This window comes from Pseudomonas sp. TE3911 (genome assembly GCF_054062775.1).
In genome coordinates, this window is the sequence record NZ_JBSSFP010000001.1 from 6291886 (window position 1) to 6312762 (window position 20877).

The window sequence follows — 20877 nt, forward strand, 5'->3', positions numbered from 1 at the left end:
CAGTCCTTAACGGGCAATAGGGGTCAAGCGGATCAAGTGGATACGACGGCTATCGGCATTCAGGATGCGGAAGCGATACGCGCCGATCTCGGTGGTTTCGTTACGCTTGGGCAGATGCCCGAACGCACTCATTACCAGGCCGCCAACGGTGTCGAACTCGTCGTCGGAGAATTCGCTGTCGAAAAACTCGTTGAAGTTCTCGATCGGCGTCAGCGCCTTGACCAGGAAGTCACCGCTCGGCAGCGGCTTGATGTAGCTGTCTTCTTCGACGTCGTGCTCATCTTCGATGTCGCCGACGATCTGTTCCAGCACGTCTTCGATGGTCACGAGGCCGGCCACGCCGCCGTATTCGTCGATCACAATGGCCATGTGATTGTGGTTGGCGCGGAATTCGCGCAGCAGCACATTCAGGCGCTTGGATTCGGGTACGAAGGTGGCGGGACGCAGCAGGTCCTTGATGTTGAAGCTGTCGCCGTTCTCCTTGAGGATCAGCGGCAGCAGGTCCTTGGCCAGCAGGACGCCCATGACGTCGTCATGGCTTTCACCGATCACCGGGTAGCGCGAGTGCGCGGAGTCGATCACGGCCGGGAGGAATTCCCGCGGGGTCTGGGTCGCCTTGATGCTGATCATCTGCGAGCGCGGGACCATGATGTCCCGTACTTGCAGGTCAGCGACCTGGATGGCGCCTTCGACGATGGCCAGCGCTTCGCTGTCCAGCAACTTGTTCTGGTGGGCCTCGCGCAGCAGCTCCAGCAGCTCCTGGCGGTTTTTCGGCTCGTGGGCAAAAGCCTGGGTCAGTTTACCCAGCCATGACTTTTGCCCGTTGCTCGATCGGTCTTCGCTCATAGCGATTACTCTAAATCCTTTGTTGTGTCAGTTATGTTTCGTCGTCTGCATACGGATCAGGGTGACCCAGTTCGGCAAGCAACGTTTGTTCCAGTGTTTCCATTTCCTCGGCTTCGTCATCGTCTATATGGTCGTAACCCAAGAGATGCAAGCAGCCGTGGATGACTAGATGAGCCCAGTGGGCTTCCAGCGTCTTACCTTGTTCCTTCGCCTCGCGCTCCACCACTTCGACGCAGATCACCAGATCGCCCAGCAACGGGATATCCAGCAGCTCGTCGGGTACGTCGGCGGGGAACGACAGCACGTTGGTCGCGTAGTCTTTCTGGCGCCAGGTGTGGTTCAACTCGCGGCCTTCGGGCTCGTCCACCAGACGGATGGTCAATTCCGAGTCGGCAGTGCGCTGGCGCAGGGCCAGTGCGCACCATTGGCGGAATTGTTCTTCACTGGGGGCGGGCGCCTCGGTGGCCAGTTGCAGGTCAAGCTCAAGCATCGCGGCGAATGTCCTTTGACAGTCCGTCGTCGCGGTGTTCGAAGCGCTCGTAGGCTTCGACGATGCGTTGCACCAGCGGGTGGCGCACTACGTCCTTGGGTGAGAAATGCGTGAAACTGATACCCGGCACGTCCTTGAGCACTTCAATCACATGGCTCAAGCCCGACTTGGTGCCCTTGGGCAGGTCAACCTGGGTAATGTCGCCTGTGATGATGGCCGTCGAGCCGAACCCGATGCGGGTCAGGAACATCTTCATCTGCTCGACCGTAGTGTTCTGGCTTTCGTCGAGGATGATGAAACTGTTGCTCAAGGTGCGGCCGCGCATGTAGGCCAGCGGGGCGATTTCAATCACCTGGCGTTCGATCAGCTTGGCCACGTATTCAAAGCCAAGCATCTCGTACAGCGCGTCGTAGAGTGGACGCAGGTACGGGTCGATCTTCTGTGCGAGGTCGCCGGGCAGGAAACCGAGCTTTTCGCCCGCTTCGACCGCCGGGCGCACCAGCAGGATGCGGCGCACTTGCTCGCGCTCAAGGGCATCCACTGCACAGGCCACGGCGAGGTAGGTCTTGCCGGTACCGGCGGGGCCGATGCCGAAATTGATATCGTTGCCGAGGATTGCCTTGACGTACTTCTGCTGATTCAAGCCCTTTGGGCGAATCATGCCTTTCTTGGTACGCAATGCCACGCTGGCTTCAGCGACGGGGTTGTTAGCCAAGTCTTCCACAGCCGACTCCTGCAAATACAGGTGCACGGTTTCTGGCGACAGCTCGCTACCCTTGGTTTCGCGGTAGAGACGGCGCAGCAGATTTTCTGCAGATTTAGTGGGCTGGGCTTCACCAATAAGCTCGAACTGATTGCCGCGATTGCGGATCTCGATGCCCAGGCGTTGTTCGATCAGGCGCAGGTGCTCGTCGAACTGTCCGCACAGATTGGCGAAACGGCGAGCCTCAAAGGGCTCAAGGATAAAACGATGGGGTTCTACTGTGGGTGCGTTCAAGGTCGCTTTTAGCCGCCCTTTGGCTGTTTAGGTGAAAGAGAGGATAACGCCAGTGACGCGGGTACGAAAGCACTTACGTCATTGGAATGTTGCACGGCTCCTATGTGGGAGGGGGCAAGCCCCCTCCCAAATTTATTGCACCAGAGAGCCGCGCAGCGAGTGTGGTTGCGCCGCATCGATGTGCACATCGGCAAATTGGCCGATCAGGGTTGGATTGTCGCAACGGAAGTTGACGATCCGATTGTTCTCGGTGCGGCCCTGCAATTCGCCGGGATCTTTCTTCGAGTAGTCGGTGACCAGGATGCGCTGGACTGAACCGACCATTTGTCGGCTGATCTCGAAGCCCTGCTGGTTCAGTCGGTGTTGTAGCGCGTTCAAGCGCTCTTTTTTCAGCGCTTCCGGGGTTTCGTCCACCAGATCGGCGGCGGGTGTGCCGGGGCGTTGGCTGTAGACGAACGAATAGGAGAAGTCGAAACCGACGTCTTCAATCAGCTTCATGGTCTGCTGGAAGTCTTTTTCGGTCTCGCCTGGGAAGCCGACGATAAAGTCTGAGCTGATGCAGATGCCCGGCACTGCTGCACGCAATTTGCGCAGTTTGGATTTGTATTCCAGGGCGGTGTGATTGCGCTTCATTGCCGACAAGATGCGATCCGAACCCGACTGCACCGGCAAATGCAGGTGCTTAACCAGCTCAGGCACGTCGGCGTGGGCCTGGATCAGGCTGTCGGAGAACTCCAGCGGGTGCGAAGTGGTGTAACGGATGCGCTCGATACCGTCCACTGCTGCCACTACGCGGATCAACTCTGCCAAGTCCGCCAGGCGCCCGTCCTCGGTCAAGCCGCGATAGCCGTTGACGTTCTGGCCCAACAGGGTCACTTCGCGCACGCCGTTTTCGGCCAGGTGGATGATCTCTGCCAGCACGTCGTCAAAGGGCCGGCTGACCTCTTCGCCACGGGTGTAGGGCACCACGCAGAAGGTGCAGTACTTGCTGCAGCCTTCCATCACCGATACATAGGCGCTTGGCCCGTCGATACGCGGCTCAGGCAAATGGTCGAATTTTTCGATTTCCGGGAACGAGACGTCTACCTGAGGCAGCTTGGTGATACGGGCCGCGTCGATCATTTCCGGCAAGCGGTGCAGGGTTTGCGGGCCGAAGACCACGTCGACATAGGGGGCGCGGTCGCGGATCGCGGCGCCTTCCTGGCTGGCCACGCAACCGCCGACGGCGATTACCATCTCTGGATTGGCCAGTTTCAATTCACGCCAGCGGCCCAACTGCGAGTACACACGGTCCTGGGCACGCTCGCGGATCGAGCAAGTATTGAGCAGGATAACGTCGGCATCTTCGGCGCGGGCGGTGACTTCCAGGGCCTGGTGTTCGCCCAGCAGATCGACCATGCGCGAGCTGTCGTACTCGTTCATCTGGCAACCGTGGGTTTCGATATAAAGCTTCTTGGCCATGGGAATCGTCAACTGGTGGTAAAGAACCGCGCATTATAGGGGGCATGCCCATTGGTTCCTAGCGTTGTGCATCGGGTGCCATGCTATAGTTCGCGCCCTCTTTTATATCCCCGATGTGTTATCCGCCCACCATGACCAAACGCGAAGCTCCAATCTACAAGGTGATTTTCCTCAACCAGGGCCAGGTGTTCGAAATGTACGCCAAGCAGATCTATCAAAGTGATCTGTGGGGCTTCCTGGAAGTGGAAGAGTTCGTCTTTGGCGAGCGCACCCAATTGGTCGTCGACCCGGGCGAAGAAAAGCTCAAGGCGCAGTTCGAAGGCGTGGTGCGCAGTTTTGTGCCGATGCATTCAATTGTGCGTATCGATGAAGTCGAGCGGCTGGGCACGCCGAAGATCAGCGAGGCACGGGGCGTGAGCAATGTCATGCCGTTTCCGATGCCAATGCCTGAGAAGTAAGACGGCTGTCAGGGCAGGGGTGAGAAGGGCGAACGCCCATCGGCACTCTGCAGTTCCTGCAGGTAGTTGCGGAAAATCTGGCCCAAGACCTGGGTGGCCACTTCCAGTTCATCGCGCTGCATGTGCTCGGCGACTTCGTCGGCCGTGTCCAGCGCGTCTTCGGCGCCGTTGACGGCGGCCATTTTCAGCACGATATACGCCTGAACGTTATTGGCCGGCACGCCTTCGCCTTTGAAGAACATGGTGCCTAGCTGGAATTGTGCCTGCGCGTGGCCCTGCAACGAGGCTTTCTCGAAGTAGCTCAAGGCTTTGTTGAGGTCGAGGGCGGGATTTTTGCTGTCGTGGTAGTACTCGCCCAACTCATATTGCGCCTGCGCATCACCTTCGTCGGCCTGTTTCTGGCACGCGCTCAGGGATTCGGCCTGGCTGTCTGGCTGGGTATTGAGGGTGCAACGACCCATCGCTGGGATTAACAACGAGTTGCCGCCTGCTTGGGCATTTGCCAGCAGCGGCTGAAGGAGCAACAGGCAGCCCAGTACCAGGGTGCGGCCGGTGCGTTTCATGGGAATCGACTTACCTCTGACGGGGCGCGCGGACCCTCACGGGATCCAATAAGCGCGCATTATGAAATAAGCAGGCCTCTGCTTACAAAGTCTTTACTCGTTTTTCTGCTGCTTGGGCAAGTTATCTGCCGGATTGCAGGTGAATTCTCGAAAAAATAAGGAAATCTCTGTAAGCAAAGTAGCAAATCTGGCGCCACCCACAGCGACGCCAGATGTTGCGACCGTTTATTTCAGGGCTGCGAATGCGCGTTCGGCGGCGTCCAGGGTCAGTTGCAACTCGGTTTCGCCATGGGCAATCGATGTGAAGCCCGCTTCAAAGGCACTCGGCGCCAGGTACACGCCGCCTTCCAGCATCAGGTGGAAGAAGCGTTTGAACAGGTCGGCGTCGCTGCTCATCACGTCATCAAAGGTGACGATATCGTCCGCACCGCTGAAGTACAGGCCGAACATACCCCCCGCCTGCGTGGTGACAAACGGGATGCCGGCCGCATCGGCGCGCTGTTGCAGGCCGTCCAGCAGGCGAGTGGTGTAGTCGGTCAGCTCAGCATGAAAGCCCGGGCGGCTGATCAAACGCAGCGTGGTCAGGCCGGCAGCCATAGCCAGCGGGTTACCCGACAGCGTGCCTGCCTGGTAGACCGGACCCAGTGGCGCGATGTGCTGCATGATTTCGCGTTTGCCGCCGAAGCAGCCTACCGGCATGCCTCCGCCGATGATCTTGCCGAAGGTGCTCAGGTCAGGCGTGACGCCATAGTGCGCCTGGGCACCACCAAGGGCGACGCGGAAACCGGTCATCACTTCATCGAAAATCAATACCACGCCATGCTTGTCGCACTGCTCGCGCAGGCCTTCGAGGAAACCCGGTGCAGGTGGTACGCAGTTCATGTTGCCGGCCACCGGCTCAACAATGATGCACGCCACGTCTTGGCCGACTTCGTTGAGCATCTGCTCGACGGCGGCTATGTCGTTGAACGGCAGCGTCAGAGTGTGCTTGGCAAATGCCGCTGGCACACCGGCCGAGCTGGGCACGCCTTGGGTCAAAAGGCCGGAGCCGGCTTTTACCAGCAGGCTGTCGGAGTGGCCGTGGTAGCAGCCTTCGAACTTGATGATGCTGTCGCGGCCGGTGAAACCACGGGCCAGACGAATCGCGCTCATGGTGGCTTCGGTGCCGGAGCTGACCATGCGCACCATTTCCATTGACGGCACGATTGAGCACACCAGGTCAGCCATCTCGGTTTCCATGGCGGTAGGGGCGCCGTAGGACAAGCCGTGCTCCAGTTGTTTACGCACTGCATCCAGCACGTCCGGGTGGCTGTGGCCCAGGATCATCGGGCCCCAGGAACCGACGTAATCTACATAGCGTTTATCATCTTCGTCGGTGACGTAGGCACCTTCGGCATGCTTGAAGAACAACGGCGTGCCGCCCACGCTCTTGAACGCACGCACGGGGGAGTTCACACCGCCGGGGATGTGTTTCTGAGCATTGGCAAACAGGGTTTCGGAACGAGACATGGTGGGGGCTCTCTGAATTCAGGATTTGATTAAGGCGTTGAAAGCGCGGGCGCGGCGCGTGACTTCCTGGGTGCTGTCGGCACCGAACAGGCCGTGGACCACGGCCAGTAAGTCGGCACCGTGGGCCACCAAGGGCTCGGCGTTTTCCAGGGTGACGCCCCCGATCACGCAGATCGGCAGGTGCAGGCGCTTGCGGGCCTCAGCCAGCATTTCAAGGGTGGCGGCAGGTGCACCAGGCTTGGTATTGGAATTGAAGAAGCGACCGAAGGCTACGTAACTGGCGCCTTCGCGCGCGGCCTGTTCGGCCAGTTCAATCTGGCTGTGGCAGGTGGCGCCGATGATGGCTTTGGAGCCCAGCAGCGCACGGGCCGGTGTCAGCGGGCCGTCGGTCTGGCCCAGGTGCACGCCGACGCCCAGGCGCGCGGCCAACTCGGCGTCATCGTTGATGATCAGTTGGGTCTTGTAGCGCGAGCACAGTTCACGCAGCTTTTCGGCTTCACGCAGGCGCCGAGCTTCGTCGCTGCTTTTGTCGCGGTACTGCAACAGGGTCACGCCACCGTCCAACGCCGCTTCCACATAGGCGAGGAATTTGCCAGCCAACAGTTGGCTGTCGGTGATGGCGTAAAGGCCACGTAGTTTCATCGGGCAGGCCTCTTGATGTTCGAGCAGAAAGTTACGAGCAGAAATCCAGCGGCAGCCGGCGCGGTACAAACTGGCCCTGGCCGAGCTGTTCAGCGTCACGCAGGGTGCGCCAGGTGTAGTTGAGCGCCGATTGCACCGCGCTCACCAGACCTTCGCCCTGAGCGATCCGCCCGGCCAGTGCGCTGGCCAGGGTGCAGCCCGAACCGTGATAGCTGCCGGGCAGGCGCTGGCAGGTAAAGGTCTGGTGCGTGCCGTCGCGGCTGTAGAGGCGGTTGTGCACTTCATGCTCGTCGCCATGTCCGCCGGTGATCAACAGATGCTTTATAAATGGCAGCAGTTTTTCGGCGCATTCGTCCGCGGTGCCTTCGGGCAGTTCGGCGAGAATGCGCGCTTCGGGCAGGTTCGGTGTGGCAATCAGCGACAACGGCAGCAGCCGCTCGCGCATGGCGTAGCCCACTTCGTCCTTGCCCAGGCTCCCGCCGCCGCCGGCACGCAGCACCGGGTCGCACACTACCGGCAGGTGCGGATGCGCCTGCAGCAGTTCGACCACGGTGTCGACCATTGCGGTGGAACCGAGCATGCCCAACTTGACCGCCGCTACTTCGGAATCGCCGAGCACTGCATTGGCCTGGGCCAATACCCACTCGCGGTCGAGCACGCGAAAATCGCTGACATTGACGGTGTTCTGCACGGTCAGGGCAGTAACGGCCGGAGCCGCATGGCACCCTTGGGCGAGCAGGGCTTCGATATCTGCCTGCAAGCCGGCGCCACCACTGGGATCATGGCCGGAGAGACAGAGGACAACAGGGCGAGAGCTGTAGATATTCATGGTGCGCGAGCTTACCACCAAACGCTTTTGGCGTGGCCGTCGCCCGATGGTTGAATTTTGTCCAGGCGGCGACGCTTTTTTGGCACTTTTCTTCTCGCAAAAGTGTGCTGAAAGCCTTGTCCTAGAGCCTTCAGGAAAATTATTTCAATGGTGTCCAATGGCCTTTAGCGGCTATGCTAAAGTGGATCCAAACAACTTAACTGTATCGCCGGTGTACGTCTTCTCAAAAGGAATGGGGGCTTTTGACATAACCGGACAGGCCACGCTGGGGCTCTATGCGCTATTTGCTGATCTTATTGTTGTGCGGGCTGCCGATGCTCGCCAACGCCATCGAGTTCAACCAGGACACTCGCAGCCTGGCACTGGGCCGAGCCATGCAAGTGCTCGAAGACCCGACCGATGCCCTCACGATTGCCGATGTCAGCGCGCCTTCCGCCGCCCGACAATTCAAACCCCACGATAAAGACACCCTCAATGCCGGCTATTCACGCTCGGTGTTCTGGCTCAAGGTCAACCTGCATTACCTGCCCCACAGCCCCGAGGCCCAACGCACTTGGTTGCTGGAGTTGGCCTACCCGCCGCTGGACCACCTTGACCTGTACCTGCCCGATAGCACCGGCAACTATCGCCTGGCCGGGCGCACCGGGGATGCGTTGCCGTTTTCCGCCCGTGAGATTCGCCAGAACAACTACCTGTTCAAGATCGATTTCACCCCCGGCGAGGCGAAAACGGTGTACCTGCGCCTGCAAAGCGAAGGCTCGATCCAGGCCCCGCTGACCCTTTGGTCCAGCACCGCCTACCTGGAACAGCAGCCGCTGCGCTTGTATGTATTGGGCCTGATCTACGGCGTGTTGTTGGGGATGCTGGTGTACAACCTGTTTATCTACCTCAGCGTGCGCGACACCAGCTACCTCTATTACATCTTCTATATCGCTTCGTTCGGCATGTACCAGTTGTCGGTCAACGGCGCGGCAGTGGAGTATTTCTGGCCGAACAACCCCTGGTGGGCGAATGCCGCGACGCCGTTCCTGATCGGTGCGGCTGCGTTGTTTGGCAGCTTGTTCGCGCGCAGCTTCCTGCATACGGCGCAGCACAGTCGCTGGATCAACCGCTTACTGCTGGCGTTGGTGGCCTGCGGTGCCGTGGTGATGTTGTTATCGTTGATGACCAGCTACGCCCTGGCGCTGCGCCTGGCTACCGGCTTGGCGTTGGTGTTTACCGTGACTATCTTTGTCGCCGCCATCAAGGCCTGGTACTGCGGGCAGCGGGTGGCGCGCTATTTCATCATTGCTTGGTCGGCCTTCCTGCTGGGCGGAGTGGTGAATACGCTGATGGTGCTGGGCTACCTGCCCAATGTGTTCCTTACGATGTACGCCAGCCAGATCGGCTCGGCGATTGAAGTGGCGCTGTTGTCCCTGGCGTTGGCTGATCGCATCAATGCCATGCGTGAGCAACAGGCGCAGATTCTGCTCGACGCCAGCCAGAAGCTCGAAGTGCTCAACCAGCAACTCGCCCGCAGCAACCGGCTCAAGGATGAGTTCCTCGCCACCCTGACCCACGAACTGCGCACCCCTATGAACGGCGTGATCGGCTCCCTTGAGTTGATGCAAACCGTGCCACTGGACGACGACCTCGCGCAATACCAGCAAACCGCCGCCGGCTCGGCGCGGGACATGATGCGCATGGTCAACGGTATTCTGACCCTCACCGAACTGCAGGCCGGGCGCCTCAGTGCACAGCTTCATGTGTTCAGCCTGCGCGGCGTGCTCGACACCTTGCGCCAGCAATTCAGCGCCAGCGCCCAAGCCAAAGGCTTGGCGTTTTCCATCGATGTGGCCGATGAACTGCCGGACCGCGTGGTGGGCGACGCAGACAAACTTATCCAGTGCCTGGATTGCCTGCTGGACAACGCATTCAAATTCACCCACGAAGGCGCCGTGCGCTTGCGGGTGGTGGGCGTGCCCCACAGCGACGGTGGCTTGCGCCTGAGCTTTATTGTGACCGACACCGGTATTGGCTTCGCCTTCCTCGACGAGGCCACCCTGTACCAGCGGTTTTTCCAGCTGGATGGCTCCATGACTCGTGAATACGGCGGCATGGGTATCGGCCTGGCTATCTGCCGGCAATTGATCGAGCTGTTGGGCGGGCGCCTCACGCACCATTCCGAGCCAAGCAAGGGCAGTCGTTTTCAACTGGAAGTGGAAGTCAGCCCGGTGGCGCCTGAAGCAAAACCGGCGGCGGATCGGCAGCGCGCGCCTCAGGATTGCGCGGTGCTGCTGGTGGATGACAACAGCATCGGCCAACTGGTGGTGCGCGGCATGTTGCTCAAACTCGGTTACCGAGTGAAAAACGTGGACAGCGGCCCGAGCGCATTGGCGGCCTTGCAGAGAGGCAATTTCGACGCGGTGGTGTTGGATATACCTGAGGGCGGCTTCTCATTGTGCTGTCAGATCCGTGCACTGCCGGGCTGCGCAGAGTTGCCGGTTATTGCCTTGAGCACGTCGCTGAATGTGTCTGAGCGCGAGCACTGTCATGGCATCGGTGTGTCCGACCGCCTCGCCAAGCCTGTGCGCTTTGAGGCCTTGCGGGCCGTGTTGGAGCGCCGGGTGCTGTGTCCGCAAGAGGGTGAAAGCGCCGGGCATTCGGCGGGTATGTCACTTTTTTAAGGCGGGTGACGGTGCTTAACTGAAATTCAGGCCTCAACTCAACGGGGCTTTTTCCATGAGGCCCCGTCATGAACCTGCACCCGTTCGCCGAAACCCACGACGTCACTAACCAGCCCCCATCCCTGGATGGCACCAACCTTTACCGCATCGATCTGCCGTTGCAAGAGTGGTCGCGCCGCTTTGGTGCCGGCTGGGCGCAACCGCGCCTCGATGCCTATGGCGCGCTGGCCGGTGGGCCGTTGATGGCGGCCGGTTTCCTGGCGAACCAGAACAAGCCCGTGTTCAACAGCCATGACCGTTATGGTCATCGCATCGACCTGGTGGAATTTCATCCTGCTTACCACGAACTGATGCGTATCGCCGTCGAACACGGCCTGCCGTCGTTGCCGTGGGCACACCCGCAGTCCGGCGCTCATGTGGCGCGGGCCGCGATGAATTATCTCCACAGCCAGGCCGAAGCCGGCACTGGCTGCCCGCTGACCATGACCTTCGCCTGCGTCCCGGCCCTGCGCCTGCAATCGGACCTGGCGAAGACGTGGTTGCCGAAAATCCTCAGCACCGAATATGACCCGCGCAATGTCGGTATCGCCCATAAGACCGGCGCCACCATCGGCATGGCCATGACCGAAAAACAGGGCGGCACCGATGTGCGGGCCAATACCACTCGCGCGTATCCGGTAGGGGCCGGCGGTCCAGGGCACGCTTATGAGCTGGTCGGGCATAAGTGGTTCTGCTCGGCGCCGATGTGCGATGCGTTCCTGACGCTGGCTCAGACTGACAAGGGCCTGACCTGTTTCCTACTGCCTCGGCACCGCCCGGATGACACGCGCAACGAGTTCTATATCCAGCGCCTTAAAAACAAGCTCGGTAACTGCTCCAACGCCTCCAGCGAAGTGGAGTTTCGCGGTGCCCTGGCCTGGATGATCGGCGAAGAAGGCCGTGGCGTGCCGACCATCATCGAGATGGTCGCCATGACCCGCTTTGACTGCATGGTCGGCTCCAGCGCCTTGATGCGCCAGGCGTTGACCCAGGCCAGTCATCATTGCGCCCATCGTTTGGTAGGTGGCCGTGTACTCAGTGAGCAACCGCTGATGCAAAACGTGCTGGCCGACCTGGCCCTGGAAAGCGAAGCCTCGCTGGCCTTGAGCATGCGCATGGGCTGCGCCCTGGATAATCTGGGTGATGAGCGGGAGGCCAAATTCGCCCGGCTGGTGACAGCGGTGGGCAAATATTGGATCTGCAAGCGCGCCCCGGCGATGATCAACGAAGCCGCCGAGTGCATGGGCGGCGCGGGGTATGTCGAGGACAGTATCCTGCCGCGCTTGTACCGTGAGGCACCGGTAAATTCGACGTGGGAAGGTTCCGGCAATGTGCAGTGCCTGGACGTGCTGCGCGCTCTGTCCAAAGAGCCCGGCGTGCTGGAAGCGCTGTTTGTCGAACTCGGTGACGGGCATGGTGATAAGCAGCTGGCGCGGCACATCGAACAACTGAAGTCGGCGTTCATGGACACCCAGGACATTCAGTATCGCGCGCGGCAGTTGACTGAGGACATCGCCGTGGCACTGCAGGCCAAGTTATTGCTGGAGGCCGGTCATGGGGCGGTCAGCGATGGGTTTATCGCCAGCCGTTTGGGCCAGTCGTCTGGCCGCGTCTACGGCACCTTGCCGCGTGGCGTCGATGTCGGGGCCATCGTCGCGCGCTCAAGCCCCAATGTCTCTGAATAGACACGGTCCAAATGTGGGAGGGGGCTTGCTCCCGATGGCTGAGTGTCCGTCAGCCTATCTATAAACTGACCCACCGCTATCGGGAGCAAGCCCCCTCCCACAAGGATTGCAGCCATCTTGGGAGGGCACTCCAATTCAAGGTTTGCGTCTGACAGGGATACAGGCAAGATAAAGGCCTGCAAGTCAGAACACAGGATGCTTACCGTGACCGAAGCTTTTGTTGTCGTTCAAACCGCCGAAGAGGCCGTGGATCGGCTGGCGGCCCTGCATGAGCGGGCTACCGGCGCGCTCAATCAAGCCCTCAAGCAATACCTCAAGGACCGCGTCGAACCCGACGCCGCACAACGCGCGTTGTTTCGTTATCCAGAGTTGCGCCTGACCTACCATTGCCACGGCGAAGTCCCACAGACTACCCGGGCGTATGCCAAGGTCCAGCTACCAGGGACCTACAGCGTCACCGTCACCCATCCGGCGGCGTTTCGTAAGTATTTGCTGGAACAATTGGTGCCGCTGATGCACGACTTCACCGTGACGGTGGAAGTGGGCGTCAGCCAGCAGAACATTCCGTACCCGTACGTGGTGGAGCAGGGCGACGAACTGGCCGGCTCCGGCGTAACCGCGGCCACCCTGGCCCGTGTGTTCCCCAGCACCGATCTGTCGGCCGCCACCGATGGCATCGCCGACGGCCTCTACGACTGGGAAAACACCGACCCGCTGCCCCTGGCACTGTTCGATGCGGCGCGTGTGGACTTCTCCCTGCGCCGCCTGGTGCATTACACCGGCAGCGACTGGCGCCATGTGCAGCCATGGATCCTGCTCACCAACTACCACCGTTATGTCGACCAGTTCATCCTGCATGGCCTGGAGCAACTGCGCAGCGACCCGCGCTTTATCCGCATGGTGCTGCCGGGCAACGTGGTGATCGATAAGAGCATGGACCACGGCGAAGCATCGGCCATTGCCGCGGGCGTGGTCTGGCATCGCTATCAGATGCCGGCCTATCACCTGCAGGCCAGCGATGGTCACGGCGTAACGCTGGTGAACATCGGCGTCGGCCCGTCCAACGCCAAGAACATCACTGACCACCTGGCCGTGCTGCGTCCGCATTGCTGGCTGATGATTGGCCACTGCGGCGGCCTGCGCCAATCCCAGACCATTGGCGACTACGTACTGGCCCACGCCTATATGCGCCGCGACGGGATTCTCGACCGCGTGGTGCCGCCGAACATTCCGATCCCGGCCCTGGCCGAAGTGCAGATGGCCTTGCAGCAAGCCGCCGCCAACGTCACCGGCGAAAAAGGCGAAGAGCTGAAAAAGCGCCTGCGCACCGGCACCGTGCTGACCTACGACGATCGCAACTGGGAACTGCGCTGGGCCCAGGAACGGCCATTGATCAACTTGTCCCGCGCCGTGGCGGTGGACATGGAAAGCGGCACCATCGCCGCCCAGGGCTACCGCTTGCGCGTACCGTACGGCACGTTGTTGTGTGTGTCGGACAAGCCGCTGCACAGTGAGATCAAATTGCCGGGTTCGGCCAACGCGTTCTATGAACGTGCGGTCAGCCAGCACTTGAAGATTGGCATCGAGGCGGTGGACCTGTTGCGCACCGAACTCAACTCGCTGCACTCGCGCAAGCTGCGCAGCTTCGACGAGCCGCCGTTCCGCTAAGCGGTTGGGATGGTCATTTAGCGGTCAGGCCACTAGCATTGTCGGTCCTGACCGTTAGATGTTCCTTTTGCCATGTCCCGTCCTACTCGCCCCGATTCGCGCCGCCCTGGCGTGAAACCTCCGTATTCTGCTGCGCGCCGTGTTGCCAAGGCGCCGCCTGCCGAGCCGAAGTTGGTCCTGTTCAATAAACCCTTCGATGTGCTGACCCAGTTCAGCGACGAAGGCGGGCGCGCGACGCTCAAGGACTTTATCGACATCCCCGGCATTTACCCGGCAGGCCGCCTGGACCGTGACAGCGAAGGCCTCTTACTGCTGACCAACGATGGTCAGTTGCAGGCGCGTATTGCCGATCCCAAGCACAAACTGGCGAAAACGTACTGGGTGCAGGTGGAAGGCGAACCCACCGAAGCATTACTGCAACGCCTGCGCGACGGAGTAGAACTCAACGACGGCAAAACCTTGCCCGCCGAGGCCCGGCGTTTGGACGAGCCTGAGTTATGGCCACGCAACCCGCCGGTACGCTTTCGCAAAAACCTACCGACTTACTGGCTTGAACTGGTGATTCGAGAGGGGCGTAACCGCCAGGTGCGACGCATGACCGCCGCCGTGGGCCTGCCGACCTTGCGTCTGGTACGGGTGCGTATTGGCGATTGGACAATCGACGGCCTGGACCAAGGCCAATGGAAGGAAGTACCCGCGCGTTTATAAAGCGCCGGACTCGATGAGGCCGATCACCACGCTCTTGATGATGAACGCGGCCACGCCCAGGCCCAGCACGAAAAACAGGATGAACGAACCAAAGCGCCCGGCCTTGGATTTCTTCGCCAGGTCCCAGACGATAAAGCCCATGAAAATGATCAGGACGGTGACCAGGCCGGTCATCATCCATTCTTCGAAGAGTGCGGGGTCGATGTTATTCATGGGGGCTTCCGACGGGGCAGGCGGCAAGTATACGGCAGCGTCACAGGTGCAACATTGACCTGGATCGAAGTGCGTTCCAAATGTGGGAGGGGCTTGCTCCCGATGGCGGTGTGTCAGTCAGCTAATCTGTGGCTGACACACCGTCATCGGGAGCAAGCCCCCTCCCACAGTTGACCTTCACCGATCTTAAGTACGCAGGTGGGTCAGTGGCAATTCGGTGCTGTTGAGCACCTGGTTCAGCACAAAGCTCGACCGGACGCTGGTCACGCCTTCAATGCGAGTGAGGTGGCCCAGCAGCAGCTTCTGGTAGTGATCCATGTCCGGCACCACCACTTTCAACTGATAGTCAGCATCCATCCCCGTCACCAAACTGCACTCCAGCACCTGGGGCAAGGTGCGGATGGCTGCTTCGAAATTCTCGAAGCGCTCCGGTGTATGCCGGTCCATACCGATCAGTACATAGGCGGTGAGGCTCAGGCCGAGCATCTTGCGGTCGAGCAGGGCGACCTGGCGGGAGATGTAGCCGTCGTCCTCCAACTGCTTGACCCGGCGCGAGCACGGCGACGGCGACAAGCCGATGCGCTCGGCCAACTCCTGGTTGGAGATCCTCGCGTCGCGCTGCAATTCCGCCAAAATACTCAGGTCGTATCGGTCAAGCTTGCTCATTGGGTTGGCCTTTGTCGTAACTATTGCGGCGAATTATCCATGAAGGGTTAAAAATTGCGCAAGCACTGTTTATTGACGCAATCTTCGCAATCATCTGTCGGGCGCTGGCGGGTATCTTTATCAACAGAATCACCGCCTGGACAACAGTCCACAGCAGCTCGCCCAATCAGGCTTGCTGCGGCCGCCACCCCAGCAGGGTTGAGCCGGCCTCCAGGCTGCACACTGTCCACAAGACGGCGTGAGGTGAGCCAACGTCAAAAGCGTTGAGCATGGACGAAGTTCTCAAGGGGTGGCCGACGGGTCACCCCTTTTCTTTTGCCTTAAGAAAATTGTTCTGGTGACTGATAACCTGTCTCAGAACCGGGCGAGGCTTTTCCAGTCTCATGTTCAAGCCCTAATCCGCAGTGAGGAATAGCATGAAGCGCATCTGGCGTATGGCAGGTGTTGGTTTGCTGGTGGTCACCGTCGGCACGCAAGTGATGGCTGAAGAGCAACGCCCTGAAGCGGGCGGCCAGCATGAAAGAGGGGCGGAGCGTGGTCGGCAGGGTAACGAACAGTCGCGCCCGCAAAATAACCAGCCGCGCCCGCAGCCTCAGAACAATCAACCACGGCCCGAAAACAATCAGCCGCGTCCACAGAACCCGCATTTTGATCGCGCCGAGCAACAACAGCACGGTGGCGGACAGGGAGAAGGTCGCCCGCAAGGTGCCGAACAGCCTCGGCCAGCACCGCAGCCTGCGAATAACCTGCCGATCCAGAGCCGCCCCGATACCGTGCGCCAGACCCAGGAGCCACGCCAGGGTTACTACCGTGACATCCCGCGTCGTAACGACGGCAACCAGCATTGGGAGGCCGGTGGTCCCGGTTCACGTCCGGGCAACAACGGCGGCGGTTACAACAACGGCCATCCCGGCGATAACCGTTGGCCAGGCCGTCCCGATGGGCATGGCAACGGCTGGGGCCCTGGCCCGCAATATCGTCCCGGTTATATCGTCGACCGCTTCCCCGACCGCAATTACCGCGTGCCGTACCGTGGCCAGGATTACTTCTTCTCCGGCGGCTACTGGTACCGCCCTCAAGGCCCGCGCTATGTAGTCGTGGCGCCGCCGTATGGCATTCGGGTGCATTACTTGCCGGACTATGCGCGCGAAGTCTGGGTCGGTGGCTCGCTGTTGTTCCTTGCCGCTGGCGCTTACTACGCCTACGAACAAAGCACCCAGCAATACGTGGTGGTGCAACCGCCGGCGCAAGTGCCAGCGCCACAGCCAGCACCGCAAGGCAATGGCTATGACGTGGTGGCCTATCCCGCCAACGGGCAGTCACCGGCGCAAGTCCAGCAGGACGGTTACGACTGTTATCGCTGGGCGGTGCAACAAAGCGGCTTCGACCCGCAGGCGGCCACCTACGCCCCTGACCCAGCGGTGGTGCAAACCTACCGCCAGGCCCAGGGCAACTGCCTGAGCAGTCGCGGGTATCAGGTGCAGTACTAGGCCTTGGCGCCCGTGACCACTTCTCGTGGGTCGGCGTGCACCAGCACTTCGGCACGCGGGTAGGCGGCGTGAATGGCATCGGCGGCCTGGTCGCTGATGCCGTGGGCCACTGACAGCGTCAACTCCCCTGGCAGCTCCAGGTGCAACTGCACAAACCAATGGTTGCCAGAGATGCGCGTGCGCAAGTCATGGGCACCCAGCACCCCCGGCACGCCGCGCGCCAGTTCCAGCATGTGCTGGCTGACGTCCGGCGGCAGTTCCTCGTCCATCAACACCGCAAAGCTTTCCTTGGCGATCTGGATCGCGCTCCACAAAATGTAGGCGGCGATGCCCAGGCCGAACCAAGCGTCGAACTGATGAAAACCCATGCCCGCCAGCACCAGCGCCACGAGGATGCTGCCGTTGAGCAGCAAGTCCGAGCGATAGTGCAACGAGTCCGCCCGCACGGCATTGGAGCCGGTTTCGCGCACAACTCGGTGTTGCAGCATCAGCAGTGCCACGGTCAGCGCCAGGGAAAACACGATCACCCCAATGCTCAGCCAAGGCGCGCCGACCGGTTCCGGATGCTGCAAACGCTCGTAGGCCTGCAAGGCGATCAGCACCGCACTGCCACCGATAAACAACGCCTGGGCCATGCCCGCCAGCGACTCCGCCTTGCCGTGGCCGTAACGGTGATCGTCATCGGCTGGGCGCAGGGCGTAATGGACCGCCAGCAGGTTCAGCAGCGAGGTCACGCCATCGAGCAGTGAGTCAGTCAACCCGGCGAGCATGCTCACCGAGCCGCTGAGCCACCAGGCGATGGCCTTTGTGACGATCAGCGCACAGGCCACGCCTACCGAGGCGCGGGTGGCCAGGCGTAACAGCCGGGCGTGTTCGGGACTGCTGGTCATAAACGTTCCTTAGGCGGCGGGTTGCAGGCCCAGGGACGCAAGTTGTTGCACGCTGCCCTTGAACTGGATCATGCGTGGGTCGTCCAGCGGCAGGGTGCGGCCGGTTTCTTTCTGGATGATGCTTTGCAGCTTGGCGTTGTCGACCTTGCCGTCGGCGCCGATAGCTTCCTGGAGTTTTTCCGGGGCGACCTGGGCCGTCTTGCCGGGTTCGAAATAGATCGCGCCCGTGGCGAAGTCGACGCCGAACGCGATCAAGCCAGGGATCACGTAGAACAACAGGCCTACGGCATCGAGCACGGCGATGGCCGGGTCGATCTTGCCGTCGATCTGGCCACGACGGTCCGGGTAGAAAATCGAACCGCAGGCCGTCAGTTGGCTCAGCAGGGTGACGGCGAGGACACCGCCGATGACACGGGAAGCGATACGCATGAAGACTCTCCTGAACACGGTTGATAGGGGACTATATAGCACTGCCATTGAGACCATCGTCGGCATCCGGCAGTTCGCCGTTATACTCGCCGCTCTGCTTTGGAGCCAGTATGAATTCGTTGCCGATCGATGATGTTTTACCCGCCCTGCGTGACGCCTTGGCGAATCGCCATGAAGCCGTGCTGGAAGCGCCACCCGGCGCCGGTAAAACCACCCGTGTGCCCTTGGCCCTATTGAATGAACCCTGGCTGGCCGGGCAGACCATCCTGATGCTCGAACCCCGGCGTTTGGCCGCTCGCGCCGCCGCCGAACGTCTGGCCAGCGAGCTGGGCGAAAAGGTCGGTGAAACCGTCGGCTACCGCATCCGCCTCGACAGCAAAGTCGGCCCCAACACCCGCATCGAAGTCGTCACCGAAGGCATCCTCACGCGCCGCCTGCAGGACGACCCGGCGCTGGACGGCGTGGGCCTGCTGATCTTTGACGAGTTTCACGAACGCAGCCTCGACGCCGACCTGGCGCTGGCCTTGAGCCTCAACGGCCGCGAGTTGTTTCGCGACGAGCAACCGCTGAAAATCCTGCTGATGTCTGCGACCCTTGAAGGCGAGCGCCTGGCCAGCCTGTTGGATGACGCGCCGATTCTGCGCAGTGAAGGGCGCATGTTCCCGGTGCAGATGCGCTGGGGCCGGCCGTACCAGGCCGGTGAATTTATCGAGCCGCGTGTGGTGCAGACTATCCTCGAAGCCGTGCATGACGAGACCGGCAGCGTGTTGGTGTTTCTGCCGGGGCAAGCCGAGATTCGGCTGGTCCACCAGCAACTGGTCGACGCGCTGGGTGATCGCCCTGATGTGCTGTTGTGCCCCCTGCATGGCGAGCTGGACCTGAATGCCCAACGCGCCGCCATCGACCCGGCACCCGCTGGTAAACGCAAAGTCGTACTGGCTACCAACATCGCCGAGACCAGCCTGACCATCAACGGCGTACGCGTGGTGATCGACGCCGGGTTGGCGCGCGTGCCGCGTTTCGACCCCGGCAGCGGCATGACCCGCCTCGACACCCAGCGTATCTCCCGCGCCAGCGCCACCCAGCGCGCCGGTCGGGCAGGGCGCTTGGAACCGGGGGTGTGTTATCGGTTGTGGTCCGAAGACCAGCATGAAGGGCTGGCCGCGTATGGCAGTGCGGAAATCCTTGCGGCCGACCTCGCCGGCCTCGCCTTGCAGCTGGCGCGCTGGGGCGTCACTCCCACGCAACTGGTGTGGCTGGATCTGCCGCCGACCGCCGCGTATGCCCAGGCCCAGGATTTGTTGCAACGCCTCGGTGCATTGAACGAAGACACACTCACCGCCCACGGCCAGAAAATGGCCGAGCTGCCGGCCCATCCGCGCATTGCCCACTTGCTGTTGCGCGGGCAGGACTTGGGGTTGGCGGCCACCGCCTGTGATGTCGCCGCCTTGCTGGGTGAGCGCGATATCTTGCGCGGTGGCGGCGCGGATTTGCACAGTCGTCTGGCCCTGCTGTCCGGCGAAGAGCGGGCGCGCGGAACCCAAGGCGGTGTGCAGCGGGCCAAGCAATTGGCGCGGCAATATCGCAGCTATTTAAGAGGCCAGGCGACCCAACCGGTGCCCGACCCCGATCACCCGCGCTGGCTCGGTGCGTTGCTGGCGCTGGCCTACCCGGATCGTGTCGCCCAGCAACGTCGCCCCGGCGGTGCCGAATACCGCCTGGCCAACGGCCGCGCGGCGCTGTTCGCCGAAGCCGACAGCCTGATGAAACAACCCTGGCTGGTCATCGCCGACCTTGGCAGCCGCCAGGGCCAGCGCGAAGAACGCATCTACTTGGCGGCGGATTTTGATCCGGCACTGTTCGACTCGGTACTCGCCGAGCAAGTGCGCAACGTCGACCAGCTGGATTGGGACGAACGCGAAGGCGTGCTGCGTGCCGAGCGCCAGCGCAAAGTCGGCGAACTGGTGCTCAGCCGCGAACCTCTCACCGGCCTCGACGAAAACGCACGCAGCCAGGCGCTGGTCAATCTGGTGCGGCGCAAAGGCCTGGAGTTGTTGCCGTGGACGCCTGAGCTGCGCCAATGGCAGTCCCGCGTCATGCTGCTGCGCCAACTGGACGTCGGCAAAACCAGCGAATGGCCCGACATCAGCGACAGCGCCTTGCTCGCCGACCTGGAGCACTGGCTGATGCCCTACCTGGGCAAGGTCTCGCGCCTGAGCCATTTCGCCAACCTGGATATCTCCAGCTACCTGCACAACCTCTTACCCTGGCCGCTGCCCCAGCGCCTGGACGAGCTGGCGCCGCAGCATGTGAAGGTGCCATCGGGGTCATCGGTGCGGTTGGATTACAGCGAACAACCGCCGATCCTGGCGGTGCGCTTGCAGGAATTGTTCGGGCTGGCGGATACGCCAAGGATTGCGGGCGGGCGTCAGGTGGTGAAGTTGCACCTATTGTCCCCGGCGCGGCGGCCGGTGCAGGTGACGCAGGATCTGGCGAACTTCTGGCGCAGTACGTACGCCGAGGTGAAGAAGGATTTGAAAGGCAGGTATCCCAAGCACTATTGGCCAGATGATCCGTTGATCGCAGAGCCGACCGCGCGGATCAAACCCCGAAAGTAAGCGTGATAGA

General features: G+C 61.3%; 19 protein-coding genes. 7 read left to right on the top strand and 12 right to left on the bottom strand.

All coding sequences use genetic code 11. From position 1 onward, the window contains the following. Nucleotides 1–6 precede the first annotated feature (6 nt). From ACVWXD_RS28755 to miaB, 4 genes are all read right to left on the bottom strand, one after another. Entirely contained in the window at nt 7–846 is an 840-nt protein-coding gene (locus ACVWXD_RS28755; protein ID WP_005791724.1) for an HlyC/CorC family transporter, read from the bottom strand. Between the two features lie 31 nt (nt 847–877). Beyond that, complete coding sequence (ybeY, locus tag ACVWXD_RS28760; RefSeq protein WP_032884608.1) at nt 878–1336, bottom strand: rRNA maturation RNase YbeY; 459 nt, start codon at nt 1334–1336, stop codon at nt 878–880. Further along, nucleotides 1329–2333 (bottom strand): PhoH family protein, encoded by a 1005-nt coding sequence (locus ACVWXD_RS28765; RefSeq protein WP_181643739.1) that lies wholly within the window; start codon nt 2331–2333, stop codon nt 1329–1331. Before ACVWXD_RS28765 ends, ybeY begins: the two co-directional genes overlap by 8 nt. Nucleotides 2334–2465: 132 nt before the next feature. Further along, on the bottom strand, nt 2466–3794 hold the full coding sequence (gene miaB, locus ACVWXD_RS28770) for a tRNA (N6-isopentenyl adenosine(37)-C2)-methylthiotransferase MiaB (protein WP_032884610.1): 1329 nt from the start codon (nt 3792–3794) through the stop codon (nt 2466–2468). Between the two features lie 131 nt (nt 3795–3925). Here miaB and ACVWXD_RS28775 point away from each other — a divergent pair, with 131 nt between their 5' ends. Beyond that, a complete protein-coding gene (locus ACVWXD_RS28775; RefSeq protein WP_003236992.1) occupies nt 3926–4252 on the top strand; it encodes a DUF1820 family protein in 327 nt (108 codons plus the stop codon). A gap of 8 nt (nt 4253–4260) precedes the next feature. Here ACVWXD_RS28775 and ACVWXD_RS28780 read toward each other — a convergent pair whose 3' ends face one another. The 4 genes from ACVWXD_RS28780 to ACVWXD_RS28795 all read right to left on the bottom strand — a co-directional run bounded on the left by ACVWXD_RS28780 (nt 4261) and on the right by ACVWXD_RS28795 (nt 7795). Beyond that, nucleotides 4261–4815 (bottom strand): tetratricopeptide repeat protein, encoded by a 555-nt coding sequence (locus ACVWXD_RS28780; protein WP_032884611.1) that lies wholly within the window; start codon nt 4813–4815, stop codon nt 4261–4263. 225 nt (nt 4816–5040) lie between these two features. Then, the gene (gene hemL / locus ACVWXD_RS28785) at nt 5041–6324 is read right to left on the bottom strand and encodes a glutamate-1-semialdehyde 2,1-aminomutase (protein ID WP_095186212.1); all 1284 of its coding nucleotides are present in this window, start codon (nt 6322–6324) and stop codon (nt 5041–5043) included. 18 nt (nt 6325–6342) lie between these two features. Further along, complete coding sequence (gene thiE / locus ACVWXD_RS28790) at nt 6343–6966, bottom strand: thiamine phosphate synthase (protein WP_032884613.1); 624 nt, start codon at nt 6964–6966, stop codon at nt 6343–6345. A gap of 31 nt (nt 6967–6997) precedes the next feature. Beyond that, complete coding sequence (locus ACVWXD_RS28795) at nt 6998–7795, bottom strand: hydroxymethylpyrimidine/phosphomethylpyrimidine kinase (protein WP_032884614.1); 798 nt, start codon at nt 7793–7795, stop codon at nt 6998–7000. Nucleotides 7796–8070: 275 nt separating this feature from the next. Between ACVWXD_RS28795 and ACVWXD_RS28800 the strand changes: the two genes are divergently transcribed. The 4 genes from ACVWXD_RS28800 (at nt 8071) to ACVWXD_RS28815 (ending at nt 14561) form a co-directional block, all read left to right on the top strand. Further along, the gene (locus ACVWXD_RS28800) at nt 8071–10461 is read left to right on the top strand and encodes a hybrid sensor histidine kinase/response regulator (protein WP_122755999.1); all 2391 of its coding nucleotides are present in this window, start codon (nt 8071–8073) and stop codon (nt 10459–10461) included. A gap of 68 nt (nt 10462–10529) precedes the next feature. Then, nucleotides 10530–12185 carry an acyl-CoA dehydrogenase family protein gene (locus ACVWXD_RS28805; protein ID WP_457371555.1) on the top strand — a complete coding sequence of 552 codons (1656 nt, stop codon included), beginning with the start codon at nt 10530–10532 and terminating at the stop codon, nt 12183–12185. Between the two features lie 195 nt (nt 12186–12380). Then, nucleotides 12381–13853 (top strand): AMP nucleosidase, encoded by a 1473-nt coding sequence (gene amn / locus ACVWXD_RS28810; RefSeq protein ID WP_163033266.1) that lies wholly within the window; start codon nt 12381–12383, stop codon nt 13851–13853. Between the two features lie 72 nt (nt 13854–13925). Beyond that, nucleotides 13926–14561 carry a pseudouridine synthase gene (locus ACVWXD_RS28815; protein WP_095186216.1) on the top strand — a complete coding sequence of 212 codons (636 nt, stop codon included), beginning with the start codon at nt 13926–13928 and terminating at the stop codon, nt 14559–14561. On the opposite strand, the gene ACVWXD_RS28820 is transcribed toward ACVWXD_RS28815, so the two are convergent. Beyond that, nucleotides 14556–14765, bottom strand: a complete 210-nt coding sequence (locus ACVWXD_RS28820; RefSeq protein WP_032884769.1) for a DUF2788 domain-containing protein — start codon at nt 14763–14765, stop codon at nt 14556–14558. The genes ACVWXD_RS28815 and ACVWXD_RS28820 overlap by 6 nt on opposite strands. Before the next feature lie 195 nt (nt 14766–14960). After that, complete coding sequence (locus tag ACVWXD_RS28825; protein WP_003176264.1) at nt 14961–15440, bottom strand: Lrp/AsnC family transcriptional regulator; 480 nt, start codon at nt 15438–15440, stop codon at nt 14961–14963. A gap of 416 nt (nt 15441–15856) precedes the next feature. On the opposite strand from ACVWXD_RS28825, the gene ACVWXD_RS28830 reads away from it, so the two are divergent. Next, nucleotides 15857–16930: a DUF6515 family protein gene (locus ACVWXD_RS28830; protein WP_457371556.1), complete on the top strand. Its 1074-nt coding sequence runs from the start codon at nt 15857–15859 to the stop codon at nt 16928–16930. On the opposite strand, the gene ACVWXD_RS28835 is transcribed toward ACVWXD_RS28830, so the two are convergent. Together ACVWXD_RS28835 and ACVWXD_RS28840 are read right to left on the bottom strand one after the other, a co-directional pair. Continuing rightward, entirely contained in the window at nt 16927–17820 is an 894-nt protein-coding gene (locus ACVWXD_RS28835) for a cation diffusion facilitator family transporter (RefSeq protein WP_032884620.1), read from the bottom strand. The genes ACVWXD_RS28830 and ACVWXD_RS28835 overlap by 4 nt on opposite strands. Nucleotides 17821–17829: 9 nt before the next feature. Continuing rightward, a complete protein-coding gene (locus ACVWXD_RS28840) occupies nt 17830–18249 on the bottom strand; it encodes a hypothetical protein (protein ID WP_032884621.1) in 420 nt (139 codons plus the stop codon). 110 nt (nt 18250–18359) lie between these two features. Between ACVWXD_RS28840 and hrpB the strand changes: the two genes are divergently transcribed. Further along, a complete protein-coding gene (gene hrpB, locus ACVWXD_RS28845) occupies nt 18360–20867 on the top strand; it encodes an ATP-dependent helicase HrpB (RefSeq protein ID WP_457371557.1) in 2508 nt (835 codons plus the stop codon). The last annotated feature ends 10 nt before the right edge of the window (nt 20868–20877 follow it).

Excerpts from the sequence above, each read along its gene's own strand:
- ACVWXD_RS28825 (WP_003176264.1), bottom strand. The coding sequence starts at position 15,440 with ATGAGCAAGCTTGACCGATACGACCTGAGTATTTTGGCGGAATTGCAG.
- ybeY (WP_032884608.1), bottom strand. The coding sequence starts at position 1,336 with ATGCTTGAGCTTGACCTGCAACTGGCCACCGAGGCGCCCGCCCCCAGT.
- ACVWXD_RS28805 (WP_457371555.1), top strand. The coding sequence starts at position 10,530 with ATGAACCTGCACCCGTTCGCCGAAACCCACGACGTCACTAACCAGCCC.
- miaB (WP_032884610.1), bottom strand. The coding sequence starts at position 3,794 with ATGGCCAAGAAGCTTTATATCGAAACCCACGGTTGCCAGATGAACGAG.
- ACVWXD_RS28830 (WP_457371556.1), top strand. The coding sequence starts at position 15,857 with ATGAAGCGCATCTGGCGTATGGCAGGTGTTGGTTTGCTGGTGGTCACC.
- ACVWXD_RS28835 (WP_032884620.1), bottom strand. The coding sequence starts at position 17,820 with ATGACCAGCAGTCCCGAACACGCCCGGCTGTTACGCCTGGCCACCCGC.
- ACVWXD_RS28800 (WP_122755999.1), top strand. The coding sequence starts at position 8,071 with ATGCGCTATTTGCTGATCTTATTGTTGTGCGGGCTGCCGATGCTCGCC.
- ACVWXD_RS28755 (WP_005791724.1), bottom strand. The coding sequence starts at position 846 with ATGAGCGAAGACCGATCGAGCAACGGGCAAAAGTCATGGCTGGGTAAA.
- ACVWXD_RS28840 (WP_032884621.1), bottom strand. The coding sequence starts at position 18,249 with ATGCGTATCGCTTCCCGTGTCATCGGCGGTGTCCTCGCCGTCACCCTG.
- amn (WP_163033266.1), top strand. The coding sequence starts at position 12,381 with ATGCTTACCGTGACCGAAGCTTTTGTTGTCGTTCAAACCGCCGAAGAG.
- thiE (WP_032884613.1), bottom strand. The coding sequence starts at position 6,966 with ATGAAACTACGTGGCCTTTACGCCATCACCGACAGCCAACTGTTGGCT.
- ACVWXD_RS28775 (WP_003236992.1), top strand. The coding sequence starts at position 3,926 with ATGACCAAACGCGAAGCTCCAATCTACAAGGTGATTTTCCTCAACCAG.
- ACVWXD_RS28780 (WP_032884611.1), bottom strand. The coding sequence starts at position 4,815 with ATGAAACGCACCGGCCGCACCCTGGTACTGGGCTGCCTGTTGCTCCTT.
- hemL (WP_095186212.1), bottom strand. The coding sequence starts at position 6,324 with ATGTCTCGTTCCGAAACCCTGTTTGCCAATGCTCAGAAACACATCCCC.
- hrpB (WP_457371557.1), top strand. The coding sequence starts at position 18,360 with ATGAATTCGTTGCCGATCGATGATGTTTTACCCGCCCTGCGTGACGCC.
- ACVWXD_RS28795 (WP_032884614.1), bottom strand. The coding sequence starts at position 7,795 with ATGAATATCTACAGCTCTCGCCCTGTTGTCCTCTGTCTCTCCGGCCAT.
- ACVWXD_RS28815 (WP_095186216.1), top strand. The coding sequence starts at position 13,926 with ATGTCCCGTCCTACTCGCCCCGATTCGCGCCGCCCTGGCGTGAAACCT.